General features: G+C 54.5%; 13 protein-coding genes and 1 CRISPR repeat array. All 13 genes read right to left on the reverse strand.

Annotated features, from left to right (window positions below; all coding sequences use genetic code 11):
* Window positions 1–5: 5 nt before the first annotated feature.
* The 13 genes from ACW73I_RS11785 to cas6f all read right to left on the reverse strand — a co-directional run bounded on the left by ACW73I_RS11785 (window position 6) and on the right by cas6f (window position 13,837).
* Window positions 6–965, reverse strand: coding sequence for an LpxL/LpxP family acyltransferase (locus ACW73I_RS11785; protein ID WP_458029549.1), 960 nt, complete (start codon window positions 963–965; stop codon window positions 6–8).
* Window positions 962–1,705 carry a glycosyltransferase family 2 protein gene (locus tag ACW73I_RS11790; RefSeq protein ID WP_458029550.1) on the reverse strand — a complete coding sequence of 248 codons (744 nt, stop codon included), beginning with the start codon at window positions 1,703–1,705 and terminating at the stop codon, window positions 962–964. The genes ACW73I_RS11785 and ACW73I_RS11790 overlap by 4 nt, the downstream gene beginning before the upstream one ends.
* Complete coding sequence (locus ACW73I_RS11795) at window positions 1,689–2,060, reverse strand: ApeI family dehydratase (protein ID WP_458029551.1); 372 nt, start codon at window positions 2,058–2,060, stop codon at window positions 1,689–1,691. Before ACW73I_RS11795 ends, ACW73I_RS11790 begins: the two co-directional genes overlap by 17 nt.
* A 5-nt stretch (window positions 2,061–2,065) precedes the next feature.
* Window positions 2,066–2,647: a hypothetical protein gene (locus tag ACW73I_RS11800; protein ID WP_458029552.1), complete on the reverse strand. Its 582-nt coding sequence runs from the start codon at window positions 2,645–2,647 to the stop codon at window positions 2,066–2,068.
* A 6-nt stretch (window positions 2,648–2,653) separates the two neighbouring features.
* Window positions 2,654–2,902 (reverse strand): acyl carrier protein, encoded by a 249-nt coding sequence (locus ACW73I_RS11805; protein WP_458029553.1) that lies wholly within the window; start codon window positions 2,900–2,902, stop codon window positions 2,654–2,656.
* On the reverse strand, window positions 2,899–3,168 hold the full coding sequence (locus ACW73I_RS11810) for a phosphopantetheine-binding protein (RefSeq protein WP_458029554.1): 270 nt from the start codon (window positions 3,166–3,168) through the stop codon (window positions 2,899–2,901). Before ACW73I_RS11810 ends, ACW73I_RS11805 begins: the two co-directional genes overlap by 4 nt.
* Complete coding sequence (locus ACW73I_RS11815) at window positions 3,155–3,934, reverse strand: lysophospholipid acyltransferase family protein (protein ID WP_458029555.1); 780 nt, start codon at window positions 3,932–3,934, stop codon at window positions 3,155–3,157. The genes ACW73I_RS11810 and ACW73I_RS11815 overlap by 14 nt, the downstream gene beginning before the upstream one ends.
* Window positions 3,924–4,682: a beta-ketoacyl synthase chain length factor gene (locus ACW73I_RS11820; RefSeq protein WP_458029556.1), complete on the reverse strand. Its 759-nt coding sequence runs from the start codon at window positions 4,680–4,682 to the stop codon at window positions 3,924–3,926. Before ACW73I_RS11820 ends, ACW73I_RS11815 begins: the two co-directional genes overlap by 11 nt.
* A 13-nt stretch (window positions 4,683–4,695) precedes the next feature.
* Window positions 4,696–5,931, reverse strand: coding sequence for a beta-ketoacyl-ACP synthase (locus ACW73I_RS11825; RefSeq protein ID WP_458029557.1), 1,236 nt, complete (start codon window positions 5,929–5,931; stop codon window positions 4,696–4,698).
* Complete coding sequence (gene fabG / locus ACW73I_RS11830; protein ID WP_458029558.1) at window positions 5,925–6,653, reverse strand: 3-oxoacyl-ACP reductase FabG; 729 nt, start codon at window positions 6,651–6,653, stop codon at window positions 5,925–5,927. Before fabG ends, ACW73I_RS11825 begins: the two co-directional genes overlap by 7 nt.
* Complete coding sequence (locus tag ACW73I_RS11835) at window positions 6,650–7,141, reverse strand: ApeP family dehydratase (protein WP_458029559.1); 492 nt, start codon at window positions 7,139–7,141, stop codon at window positions 6,650–6,652. The genes fabG and ACW73I_RS11835 overlap by 4 nt, the downstream gene beginning before the upstream one ends.
* Window positions 7,113–8,276 carry a beta-ketoacyl-ACP synthase gene (locus ACW73I_RS11840; RefSeq protein WP_458029560.1) on the reverse strand — a complete coding sequence of 388 codons (1,164 nt, stop codon included), beginning with the start codon at window positions 8,274–8,276 and terminating at the stop codon, window positions 7,113–7,115. The genes ACW73I_RS11835 and ACW73I_RS11840 overlap by 29 nt, the downstream gene beginning before the upstream one ends.
* Before the next feature lie 498 nt (window positions 8,277–8,774).
* A CRISPR array of direct repeats spans window positions 8,775–13,066; the repeat unit is 28 nt; unit sequence TTTCTAAGCCGCCTGTGCGGCGGCGGAC.
* A 132-nt stretch (window positions 13,067–13,198) separates the two neighbouring features.
* Window positions 13,199–13,837 (reverse strand): type I-F CRISPR-associated endoribonuclease Cas6/Csy4, encoded by a 639-nt coding sequence (gene cas6f / locus ACW73I_RS11845; protein WP_458029561.1) that lies wholly within the window; start codon window positions 13,835–13,837, stop codon window positions 13,199–13,201.
* Window positions 13,838–13,849: the final 12 nt, after the last annotated feature.

Here is a 13,849-nt window from a genome sequence, read left to right on the forward strand (position 1 = left end):
GACTCCTACGACTCGACGGCCGGATTCGAATGAGGCCAGTACGGATAAAAATTAAACCATTGCAGAGGTTCGGCCCGGCAGTGCTGCTCTAAGGTTACCGCATAACATTGCGCCATCAAACTCAGCATCTGAGTCCGTCTAGGCTCGCTACGCGGAATGCGGAAAGGCCCGGAAAACGACTCCAGATGGACTTGATAGCGCCCCCGAGTAGGGTAACAAAATAGCGTAAACACCGGGCATTGCAACATAGAGGCTAATAGATAAGGTCCTTGCGGAAAATCCGCTCCTTCGCCGAGAAATTTGGCTTTGACGGTACGGCCGCCCTGCACCGGAACCCGGTCGCCTACCATCACCAAAAATTCGCCGTGATCGATTTTTTCCTGCAACTCGACCGCCATAGCCGGGTTCAATTCGGTGACCTGTATCAGCTTAATCGTGGCGCTGCCCTCTGCGCCCCTGCCCAACAAACGATTGAATTTTTCGGCATGGCGGGTATGCACCAAAATATTCAAACGTATCAGCCCGCGCATATCGGCTATGGCCTGGCATAACTCCAGATTGCCGATGTGACCGCTCAATATCATCGCGCCGCGCTTTTGCTCTATGAGCTTCAGCAGTACCGGACGATTCGGAAAATCGACCTGATTCGGGTCTATGCATCCCATCCAGGCAATAATTTTGTCCAGCAAGGTTTCGCCGAAACTCAAAAAATGCCGGTAACTGAGCCACCAACCGACTTTCAGATTCAATTCCGGGCAATATCCGGCCAAACGGTGCAAATAATCCAGCGATGCCTCACGAGCCACTCGGCCGGTCAAAAAGTAATAACTCACTACCGGCCCTAAAATCAAACGAAACGCCCAACGTCCGAAGATTCGGTAAATCCAGACTAAAACACGAATGCCCCACACCAGGCTTCTTTCCTCTAACGCGGCCCAGTGCCCGGGTGTTGTCTCGGCAGTCATTGAAAATGCCTTATCAATAAGGTCGGCAAGCGTGCCAACATACCGAAAAACAAACGGGCATGGGTCAAGCTGATGCGCAGATTGTCTTCCAAGCCTCGGAAGTGCGATATACCGTCCTGCGGATAACCGACGCGGGTCGGAATGGAAATCATGGGCACGCCCGCCCAATACAAACGCACCAGTATTTCCACATCGAAGGCCATGCGCTCTTCCAAATGCGCATTTTGGACCAGGTCGGCGCAAACCGATACCGGGTAAACCCGATAACCGCACATCGCATCATGAATCCGGAACGACAGGGTATTGATATACACCCAGACATGCGTCAGATAGCGGGCGTAAAAACGGATTTTCGGAATAGAGTCGTCGAATACCGGCCGGCCTATGACTGCCGCTCCGGGGTTTTGGCGTGCGGCTTCCAAAAATTTATTCAGGTCGTTCAAATCGTGTTGGCCGTCGGCGTCGATTTGCACGGCGTGGGAATAGCCTTGGGTCCGTGCCCACAAAATGCCGGTTTTCACCGCACCGCCTTTGCCTCGATTCGTTTGATGGCGCAGCGATTGCAGCCATGAATATCGTTCGGCCAAATTCTCGATGATTTTAGCGCAGGATGCCCGGCTGCCGTCATCCACCAAAAGGCAGGGTAATCCGAAAGAAGCCAAACTCTCAACAATCCGAGGAAGCGGCTGTTCGTGGTTATAAACCGGTATCAGCAGGCAAGGCCTAAATTCTGTCGTCATCGAAATAAATTCTGCCGGAACTGTATTCGACCGAGTCCGAGTGGTAACGAAATTCCAATTTACCGGTCTCCGGGCTATAGCGCAAGCTTAGCTGCAAAGGTTGAGCGGGCAACAGCAGGTCTTTGAACTTAACGGCTTCCATATGGTTAAACACCTTGACCAATTCCAGATACTGCTCGGCGAAGTGCACCGCCCACTGGATTTGCACGACGCCGGGTACTATCGGGATTTGATCGAAATGACCCGCAAAATAGGCTAAATTTTCCGGTATGCGTAAAACCAGGTTAACGCTTTGATCCAATATCGCGTGTTCCAGCACTTCCGGCAACAACACCGCCTCGTCCGAATTCGCCATCCGCTTCAATAACTTGCTTTCACTTTGCGGCGAACCGCCATTTCCGCCGTCATCAGCAGGCCCATCAATATGTAAAACACGCAACCGTTGTATAAACTCCACAACCAGCGGTCACCGTACCAAACGGTAAACAGTGAAACGGCGGCATTGCCCAAAAAAAACGCGCTCCACACCTGAGTCACTTTACGGGTATAAACGATACCTTGGGCCGGCAAATCCGGATCTTCCAGGCGAGCAAGCCGCTCCACCACTGTCGGCGGATAAACCAAGCTGACGGAAAACACAAAAAAAAACGACAAACTAACCAGCACCGGATAAATCATTAGGCCGCCGGTTCGATTAAGCCAGGCGATCGCGAGCAAAAACAACACGCAAATCGGTACAATCAGACGCGTAATACGGTCTGTTGACCGGTCTTTGGCGGACAAAATCCGTAGCGCGAACAAACCGGCCAATATCAATGCCAAAGTGCGGGGTTGAAAATAATCCAGCGAAAGCCAAATCAGAAACGGATAAGCAACCGTCAATCCGGCAATCAATCCGTTCAATACCAGGCGAAACCATTTAAAGAAGCTTTTTTGAGCCATGTCGACCTAGGAAAGCCCGATCCGGTGAACCGTTTCAACCACGTCCCGCACGGTGCGGGCATTTTTAAAGTCTTCCGGATTGATACGTTTGCCGGTGATTTCGCGCAAGCGTACCATTAAATCCACCGCATCGATGCTGTCTATATCCAGGTCCTGACCCAACTTGGCATCCGGCACGATGTCTTCGGGCGCCAGTTCGAACATCTCCGACATAATCTGTCTGATGGAGGTAAATATTTCTTCTTGGGTGTTCATGGCTGTTTTGTGTCCTGTTGCGATACCACAAAGTCGGCCAGATTTTTGACCGACGCAAAGTGCTCGACCAAACCGCTCGATTGGGCATCGATATGAATATTGTATTTTTTCTTCAAGGCCAGACCAAGTTCCAACGCGTCGATGGAATCAAGCCCTAGGCCCGAACCGAACAAAGGCGCTTCGGAAGCGATGTCTTCCGGCCGTATGCCTTCGAGCTCAAATATGTCTATGATCAATCGTTTAAGCTCGGCTTCAAGTTTTTCCATGGTTTGCCAGATGCTCTAAATAATATGCTTCCAATTGCCGGGTTAGCTGCCGGGCCGCGACGGAGCGGCCGGCATGATCGAAAATCGGAGTTAACTGAATATCATCGCCCACATCCATAGTTAAAGTAAACTTCTTTTCGGGGATTTGATACCACTTCTCGTGTTTGGTTAAGGTTGTAGGCGAACAATCAAGTACAACCGGCAAAATCGGTGCATAAGCTTGTAATGCGACCGCAGCTGCGCCGCGTTGGAATTTGAATGGTTTGCCCGGCGTAGTGCGGGTGCCTTCGGGGAATATGATCAACGAACCGCCTTCGTCCAATTCGTCCGCGCATCGGCCGATCAATTTTTCCGGATCTTCGGCATAAATATAGCCCATAGCCCGAATCGGAATCCGCATGAAGGGGTTGTCTATCAAAGCCGGTTTAACGATGCAGGTTGCGTTTGGAATCTGAGAAATCAAAAATACGATATCCAGCAAGCAAGGATGGTTGGCCACGATTACTCTTCCCGGCGCCGAAAGCCGCTCACCGTTAATCACGCGGTAATCCAAAATACCGATGATGCGCATGAACGCCATATAGCTTTGAAAAATGCGACTCATCAGCCAGCGCGCGCGCCGTTTTTTTTCGACGCCATTTCCTAGAAACCGCTCGAACAATGGAAACAACACCCCCCACGTCAACACGCCGCCGGCACCGAACATAAAGAAACTTAAGCCGGTACCGATCAAACGCCAACCGTAGTTAACACATTCAAACACCATCCAAACTCCAACGCCAAACCGACCGTTCGAGTCCGCAGCATCCGCTGCGCCGCCCGCTGACTATCGCTTGCGGCAAATCACTCTTTTCCGCCGCCGATCCGGCATCGCTGACCGATTCCCGCTTAAGACGCAAGCGTAATCCGGCTTCAGCCGGCCTTGCCAACACCAAAGCCAATGCCCAGGTTTTCTCGGGAACCGATAAATAGGCCTGATAGGCTTTGGGTAACGGCTGTTCGTAACAAACCGTCATGACTTGCGCCACCTCGGATAATAGGCCGCGGGCTTCAATAAAGGCCGCGAACAAATCCTCGGTTCCGCCCGCCAAGGACAAATAGGGAAGTACGCTTCCGGTTTGCAAACTATACAGACCGGCAATGGCGTTATGGACGCACAAACTAAAACGGCTGGGCGAAACCGCTTCACCCATGGCCATGGCGTTCAACATCTCGAAGTAGTACTGGCTCTCGCCATGATTGGAGAAAAACACCGCCGGCATTTCACCCGCGGCTTCGCGGCAGTGCCATGCGACAGCGCAAGCCGCCCGAGCCAATGGCGACAGCCGCCGCCTCTGCATCATCGGTAGAAAGCTTACGTCGGCACTGCCGCCATTGCACGGCAGCACTTGTCCCCCCGGCCAGCGATTCGTTGTAGCGGTTTCGTCCGACTGCCAAAGACACCAATATTTAAGAGTAAACGACAACGCGGTCTCAGCGCTATCGACCGCACCGGAAACGCGCAACGCCGCCATTACCGATGCACCTCTAAGCGTCCCAGCGGCGGAAAACCAGACAAGTGTTGATGCCGCCGAACGCAAAATTGTTACTAACAACGTAATCGGCATCGATATCGCGGCCGTCGCCGGCGATATAGTCCAGTTCCGCGCAGCGCGGATCGACACGGTCCAAATTCAGGTTGGGATGAAACCAGCCGTCCCGCATCATTTGAATCGCGGCCATTGCCTCCAGCGCGCCGCTGGCCCCCAAGGTATGCCCGGTATAGCCCTTGATGGTGCTGACCGGAACGTTAGCGCCGAATACCGCCGCAGTAGCCTCGCTTTCGACAATATCGCCATGTTCCGTGGCCGTGCCGTGGGCGCTGATATACGCGACTCGGTTCGGTTCGAGTCCTGCGTCCCGCAAGGCCAAACGCATGACAACCTTCTGGGTTTCCGCGTTCGGCGAAGTCACGTGAGCGCCGTCGGCATTGGTGGCAAAGCCCACCAGCTCGGCATAAATTTTGGCGCCGCGCCGCTCGGCATGTTGCAATTCCTCCAATACCAAGGTACATGCCCCCTCGCCTATCACCAAGCCGTCGCGGTCGCGGTCGAAGGGCCGCGGCGTCGATTCCGGCCTATCGTTACGCGTGCTGGCGGCATACAAGGCGTCGAACAACGCCGCCATGGTCGGACAAAGTTCTTCGGCTCCGCCCGCCAACATCACGTCTTGCTGTCCGAACTTGATGGCTTCATAGGAAAAACCGATGGCCTGGCTGCCAGAGGTACAAGCGCTGACAGCCGGAATCATCCTTCCGCGTACCTGAAAAAACACCGCGATATTGGCCAAGGTGGTATGCCCCATCATCTTCAGATAAGTGGTGGCGTTCAGGTTGCCGATATCGTGATTCAGCAACATGTTGCCGAAATCGGCGATGGCCGAGGTCGAGCCGACCGACGAACCGTAGGAGACGCCGGTGCGGCCGTTGCTGATTACGGGATCGCCCAGCAAACCCGAGTCCAGTAAGGCCCGCTCGGTTGCGCGGGTAGCGAGTAGCGACACCCGTCCCATACTCCGGGTGTTTTTGCGGTTGTAATTGGAAGGCAATTCGAAATACGGAACCGGTGCGCCCAGACGGGTCAGCAAGCCGTTATATTTATCCCATTCCGGCATTCGGCAAATACCCGAGCGTTTTGCCTTTAGATTGGCGCGAATTTCCGCCCAATCGTTGCCTATCGGGGAAAAGCCGGCCATGCCGGTAACAACGACGCGGCGGCTCAACACAGGCCTCCATTGACCGAAATCACCTGGCGCGTGATATAGCCGGCATCGGCCGACATCAAAAACGCCACCAGCGCGGCCACCTCGTCCGGGGTACCCAGGCGCCTTGCCGGTATTGCGGCAATCGCCTCTTCCAGCGGCAGGCCTTCCAGCATATCGGTTTCGATCAAACCGGGCGCCACGCAATTAACCGTAATCTTGCGCTTGGCCAATTCCAGTGCCAGCGCCTTGGTCGCCCCTATGATGCCAGCCTTGGCCGCGCTGTAATTGACCTGCCCGCGGTTGCCGGTCAGCCCCGAAACGGAGGCCAAGGTCACGATGCGGCCGGGCTGACGGCGCTGTATCATCGGCATGATCAGCGGGCTCAACACATTGTAAAATCCATCCAGGTTGCTGCGTAACACCTGATCCCAATCGTCGCCGGTCAACAGCGGGAAGACGTTGTCTCGGGCCAAGCCGGCGTTACAGACCACGCCGTAATAAGCGCCATGAGCTTCCACATCCGCGGTCAAGCTCTCGCGGGAGGCATCGCGGTCGGCAAGATCGAAACATAAAACGCGGCACTGCCGCCCCTTTCGGAGGATTTCGTCTCTGACCTGCCCGGCCTCGGCCATTCGGCTGCGGCAGTGCACCACCACATCGTATCCCTCGCCGGCCAAGCGCAACGCAATGGCTTTCCCGATGCCACGGCTGGAACCCGTGACTAAAATGCTTTTTTGTTTCATATTCCTTTTCCGGCGAGAAACTCTCTCGAGTCCTGCGGCATCAATAAATTCAACTTCGAAGTCGCCTCGATCCCGTCGCCTTCCAGGCAACAATCGAATACCACCATGTCATTGGCCGCTTCAATGATTTTTTCGGCTCGAACCTTCAGTCGCTTCCCACAGGCAAACCGGCCAACCGAACATCGGTAGTAGCGGGTACCCAATAAAAAGCCCAAATCGATATCCAGACCGCGACGCTTGCGCTGATAGCCCGAATAGGCCGCGACGGCTTGGGCCATATACTCCAGCCCGACCCAGGCCGGCACGCAATGATCGGAACCGGAAAACAAACCGTCGTCGCGTACCGTCAATTCAACCACAATGTACCCTTCGCCGGCTTCCAGCACTTTGTCGACCAGCACCATGGCCTGCGACTGCGGCAGCAAGCTTTCAACGGCATACGGGAAAGCCGCCGCAGCATCAGCAGCGCCCGATAAGCAAGGACACATTGTTACCTCCGAAAGAAAACGAGTTACTAAGGCAATATTGTAGTCTTTTGATATGCTGATTTTCCAGCGTAACGAAGTTTAGCTGATCCAGGCTGGAATCGGCTTGGCCGTCCCATAAATGCGGAGGTAAACGTTTTTCCGCATTCAATTCCGACAACAGCAACCAGCACAAACCTGCTTCGATAGCGCCGGCGGCGCCCAGGCAGTGCCCGGTGGCCGGCTTGCTGGAACCGCAACAGGTCTTGTCGCCGAACAAGCGCATCACGGCACGGCTTTCCATCGAGTCGTTTTGCAAGGTGGCAGTGCCGTGCAGATTGATGTAATCGATTTCATCGGAAACCAAACCGGCGTCTTGCAGCGCGGCTTGCATCGCCGCATACGCACCGGCCCCGTCCGGACGCGGCGCCGAAATATGATAAGCGTCCGAACTCGCGCCGGCACCCAGCAAGGCCATTGGCGCCGGCTCGCGACTCATCAAAAACAACGCGGCCCCTTCGCCGATAATTGTCCCGTCCCGGTTCCGGCTGAAAGGATTGCACTGCGTCCGGCTGATAGCGCCCAAGGCCGAAAAGCCTTCCAGCGTCGTGCGGCACAAAGCGTCGGCACCGCCGACGACAACGGCATCGCATACATTTAGATTCAATAGGCGCCGAGCCGATGCCAGCGCGTTGGCGCTGGAGGAACAAGTCGTCGAAATCGTATAAGCCGGTCCGCGGAGATCGAGACAATCGGCCAAAAACGCCGCCGCGCCGCCCAGCTCCTGCTGCTTGTAATGATAATCCGGAGGCATGTTCCCTGTTGCCCGCAAGGCTTGCAACGCGGTTTCGCCTTCGGCAATGCCCGAGGTACTGGTACCGATTACGGCCCCGACGCGAGCCGCGCCGTAACGCTTGAGCGCTTGCCGAACCGGGATTTCGATTTGCGATAAAGCCTCTAGCAACAAGCGGTTGTTGCGGCAATCGTAGCGGTTTAGCGACGGCGGAATGGCAGGCAATCGACCAGAAACGGCAAAGGCGGGAATGTCGGCCCCCGACCACGGTTCGGCCCGCGAAGGCAACCCCGACAACCAGTGTTTCAACACCGAAGACTTGCCATTACCCAGCGCACAGACAATGCCCAGGTCATTTAGATACAAACGCCTTACTCCGTAACAAGAAAATCCGAAAGTCGATTTTAAATCGATTTCTTGGTCTAGGTGGACGGATATTTTCAACTCACACGCCGGAATTTCGACATACGCCCCCTAAACCAAACATTATAGGGATAAACTCCGGCGTCCATTCCTTGCAGGATGGAATAAATGTTCCCGCATTGAAAGCGCCGCGCGGCAATTGAGCTTACGATTATGGGCGCGGAGGAACCAAAACCTTAACATTTGTGCACTTCCGGGGATATGCAAAAACCGCCCCGTTGCCGCTCAACGTATCGGCGCCTTCTTCGATACTTCCGTTGATTTCATCGTAAGGCAAAAACGTATGGCGCAAGGACCATGCTTTTCGCTCGGCCTGTTCTTTCAGCAACGCTCGACAATCCTTCTGCAGAGCTCCACCTCATCTATTTTTGCAAACGATATTTCTTCAGCCGCGTGTGTAGCAGCGAACGTGAGAGCGACGCTTCGCCGCGACTTTCGGCCTTTCTAAGCCGCCTGTGCGGCGGCGGACTCGATGACTAACTGCTCGCCGGTGACATCAAATTTCTAAGCCGCCTGTGCGGCGGCGGACTTGCGGAGCGATTCTCGGTCGTATCGTAACCATTTCTAAGCCGCCTGTGCGGCGGCGGACGACATTAGGCATTTTAGCGTTATATGTTTTATTTTCTAAGCCGCCTGTGCGGCGGCGGACCATGGAAAGCGCTTTTAGATAGGAATCGGTAATTTCTAAGCCGCCTGTGCGGCGGCGGACACCAACTATACGTGCTGAGGTATTTGGAGTTTTTTCTAAGCCGCCTGTGCGGCGGCGGACCAATAGTATTTTTTGAAAACAACATAAGTGTTTTTCTAAGCCGCCTGTGCGGCGGCGGACTCGGTACAAGATGCCGACGGCAATTACTATCATTTCTAAGCCGCCTGTGCGGCGGCGGACTGAATCGGTAATGGTGTCACCATTCTGCAACATTTCTAAGCCGCCTGTGCGGCGGCGGACAGGCTAACTCCGGGCGTAACTCGAACTGTCTATTTCTAAGCCGCCTGTGCGGCGGCGGACTAATCAGCGCCGGAGAAATCGAGCTTAGGATTTTTCTAAGCCGCCTGTGCGGCGGCGGACGTAATACGGGCCAAAAGCCTATGTTTGACTGATTTCTAAGCCGCCTGTGCGGCGGCGGACACCCATGCAGTGCTAGTGATGGGCGGTAAGACTTTCTAAGCCGCCTGTGCGGCGGCGGACTCATTTTCATTTTCAAGATGTGTGTTTGTATATTTCTAAGCCGCCTGTGCGGCGGCGGACGGCAATCCTATTCGCGTCATATCCGGCCAGATTTTCTAAGCCGCCTGTGCGGCGGCGGACTCAAGCTAAAATTCGGGATGGTTGGGTGATTTTTTCTAAGCCGCCTGTGCGGCGGCGGACGCATATTATAGAGCCTGGTACGAAACTAAAGTTTTCTAAGCCGCCTGTGCGGCGGCGGACCACAATGATCTCCATCTCTTTGACGAATTAATTTTCTAAGCCGCCTGTGCGGCGGCGGACTTGTCAAAGCTGAACAAAATCACCGCGCTACCTTTCTAAGCCGCCTGTGCGGCGGCGGACTGGAAGGATATGGAGATTTTAATATGATTGAAATTTCTAAGCCGCCTGTGCGGCGGCGGACACTGTCTTTGGTCTTCGGTCAAAGAGGTAGTATTTCTAAGCCGCCTGTGCGGCGGCGGACTGCACCAAGTTTGGATTAGTTGAAACGTATCATTTCTAAGCCGCCTGTGCGGCGGCGGACTAGCAGCAGACCCCCAGTCTATGTGCGTGTACTTTCTAAGCCGCCTGTGCGGCGGCGGACTGTTAGGCAAAGTGTTCAATATCAAAGTAACCTTTCTAAGCCGCCTGTGCGGCGGCGGACGAATATAAAGTTGATATAAAGATGCCTCGTGATTTCTAAGCCGCCTGTGCGGCGGCGGACTAGTCAAGCGCGACAGGTATGGGACAGGCTAATTTCTAAGCCGCCTGTGCGGCGGCGGACTGACAATAATTTCAGTCTCATCCTCAAATACATTTCTAAGCCGCCTGTGCGGCGGCGGACGCTGCGTGAGTAAACGTTGGACTAGCCTGCACTTTCTAAGCCGCCTGTGCGGCGGCGGACCAACAGTCAAAACTCTATCGAGCGGCCTGTTTTTTCTAAGCCGCCTGTGCGGCGGCGGACCGATATCATCGATATGCTAGACGCCGAAACCTTTTCTAAGCCGCCTGTGCGGCGGCGGACTGTCTTTCCTCGGACATTATAACGATTCCAACTTTCTAAGCCGCCTGTGCGGCGGCGGACAAATGACTCAGAAAAAACTGGGGGAATTGCTATTTCTAAGCCGCCTGTGCGGCGGCGGACGTCTCGTGAAGGCTCCAAATAAAAAGCTGTATTTTCTAAGCCGCCTGTGCGGCGGCGGACGGTTCCGCCAGGATACACGTCGAGCTCCGTTATTTCTAAGCCGCCTGTGCGGCGGCGGACAATAGTTTCCCCGGCAATCCATTTTGGTCAACTTTCTAAGCCGCCTGTGCGGCGGCGGACGACTTGCTTCGGTTTGTGTTGCTTGATAAAGCTTTCTAAGCCGCCTGTGCGGCGGCGGACATTGTAATCAGAGATATTAATATGTCAGACATTTTTCTAAGCCGCCTGTGCGGCGGCGGACGATGATACTGTCATGATAAATTACATAGAAAATTTCTAAGCCGCCTGTGCGGCGGCGGACAAACAGCCGTTCCGAAATATCTTCAAACGTTTTTTCTAAGCCGCCTGTGCGGCGGCGGACGATTCTGGCTCATTGGAGCAGGATGCGGATGTTTTCTAAGCCGCCTGTGCGGCGGCGGACTATTTAGATGAATGCAATGAGCAGGCAATGAATTTCTAAGCCGCCTGTGCGGCGGCGGACCGATACGAATTTAACTCGGTCGGTTTTATTCTTTTCTAAGCCGCCTGTGCGGCGGCGGACCGATCGTTTTTTTACCGGCTGAACAAGGATAATTTCTAAGCCGCCTGTGCGGCGGCGGACAAATGCGGGCGAATAAAGTGGGGTTACGCATTTTTCTAAGCCGCCTGTGCGGCGGCGGACTTTGGTATAAAAGGAAAAATGGCCGTCATTAATTTCTAAGCCACCTGTGCGGCGGCGGACTCGCCGTAATATTCTCGTTCAGCCTGCTCCCTTTTCTAAGCCGCCTGTGCGGCGGCGGACAATTGGGTCGGCTTGAGTGGGTGTTATGCGATTTTCTAAGCCGCCTGTGCGGCGGCGGACTATTTATGGTTATAATGGTGCCGGTTGATTCTTTTCTAAGCCGCCTGTGCGGCGGCGGACAGGGAAAATGTGCCTGCTATTCAATAGTTATATTTCTAAGCCGCCTGTGCGGCGGCGGACTACTCCGCATCGCAGTACCCCATATCGCGAAATTTCTAAGCCGCCTGTGCGGCGGCGGACATACATTGCACGGTTACGCGGACGCTGCACTATTTCTAAGCCGCCTGTGCGGCGGCGGACAGCGCAGTTGTGTCTGCGCACGGGAGCCAGGTTTTCTAAGCCGCCTGTGCGGCGGCGGACAGCTTCATGATGCTGTTGCAAATTCAAAAGCATTTCTAAGCCGCCTGTGCGGCGGCGGACACCAGAGCGTATCTGAGCTAAAGGCTGGGAAATTTCTAAGCCGCCTGTGCGGCGGCGGACTCGAGGCCCGCCTACGCTATCGCATTAAAGAATTTCTAAGCCGCCTGTGCGGCGGCGGACTTTGACAGTTATATCGGTAGTGGTGGTGTTGTTTTCTAAGCCGCCTGTGCGGCGGCGGACTTGTTGTCTCCAAACGCATAACACCCACTCAATTTCTAAGCCGCCTGTGCGGCGGCGGACCGAAAACTGCTGTTGATACGTTGCTCGAAAATTTTCTAAGCCGCCTGTGCGGCGGCGGACGGTCAATTGATGACAAAACAATTATCACCCAATTTCTAAGCCGCCTGTGCGGCGGCGGACTGTGACGGCGGTACGTATCACGCTGACGCTGATTTCTAAGCCGCCTGTGCGGCGGCGGACGGTATTCCGGAACCTAAGGCTAAAACTGAACATTTCTAAGCCGCCTGTGCGGCGGCGGACATAATATACAAACTAGGTTGCCAATAATACTATTTCTAAGCCGCCTGTGCGGCGGCGGACCGCCAAAGCGCCGCCCATGATTTCTATAAACTTTTCTAAGCCGCCTGTGCGGCGGCGGACTAGGATCAGCATAAGATGCGTAGACTTTTTTCTTTCTAAGCCGCCTGTGCGGCGGCGGACAATCCTTGATCCGGCCGACGTAAACACACATTTTTCTAAGCCGCCTGTGCGGCGGCGGACTCCAGCAAATCTTTGGCCCGGTAATTGAACATTTTCTAAGCCGCCTGTGCGGCGGCGGACAAATGAAACTGATTCGAGCATTTTTTACAATTTTTTCTAAGCCGCCTGTGCGGCGGCGGACAAGATTTTTAAACAATTGTACTAACGTACTAGTTTCTAAGCCGCCTGTGCGGCGGCGGACCATAGACGACGCCAAACTGGAAGCCACCGTCATTTCTAAGCCGCCTGTGCGGCGGCGGACGGGCGAATATGCGGTGCATGAGTTGGATGTTATTTCTAAGCCGCCTGTGCGGCGGCGGACTGGTGACAGCGGTACATGACCAATTTGCCTTTGTTTCTAAGCCGCCTGTGCGGCGGCGGACGACGAGAATATGGGTTATGCCGCCAAGGCAATTTTCTAAGCCGCCTGTGCGGCGGCGGACTGATTATATATAAACGGGAAGCCGGTTGTGACAAGGGTTGCGGACGGATTAACCAATTTTTTACCATCCGCAAAACCCTCAACCGTAACTAGCTGATTTAGTTCACATTGTTAAAGAGCGAAAAATTTTGGGTCAAAATTCGGGTACGGTTGCGCTGCTGCTCAGGCCGTAGGCGCTGAAACTGCCGGCGACCGGTGCGGCTACCTCGGTTTTAGCAATCCATAGACAAAACGTCTGCCCACCGCTCAAGCTCTGCAAGCGAATAAACGGCAAGGCCACCGACGGCACGGCCATATCGGCATAGCGGAACGTCGTCGGGTAGCGCGCGTCGCCAGCCGGCTTTTCCAGTGTTACGGTCGTCGACAGCGCCGTTTCCAAGTCCATGCCATGCCGTTTGGCGTAACGCCGGGCCAAGCGTTCCGGGTTGGTCTTGGGCCGCTCGCGCCGGTAAACCGCATAAGCCGCCACTTTGTTCGGCACGGGCCGGATACCGGTACAATGGACGTAATCGCTGAGGCGCGCTAGGCGCTGCGGGGCGTTGAAGCGCTCCAGCGCAGCCTCGTCGCCGGCGAACAGGCGGCATTTGCTACCTAAAACGCCATATTTGTTTCCCATTTTATATTCCGGTAACGATAAGCCGATAGGCACACGCTTTTGATCATCCTGATTTTCTACAAAACCAAGGTGAAGTTGTTCGAATACTCGGGACCAAAGATTGAATAGACTGAAATCAGGGCCAGGCAATAAGGTAATTTCAATGTAATAGTTCATGTTGTATTCCGA

The organism is Methylomonas sp. MgM2 (genome assembly GCF_054172045.1).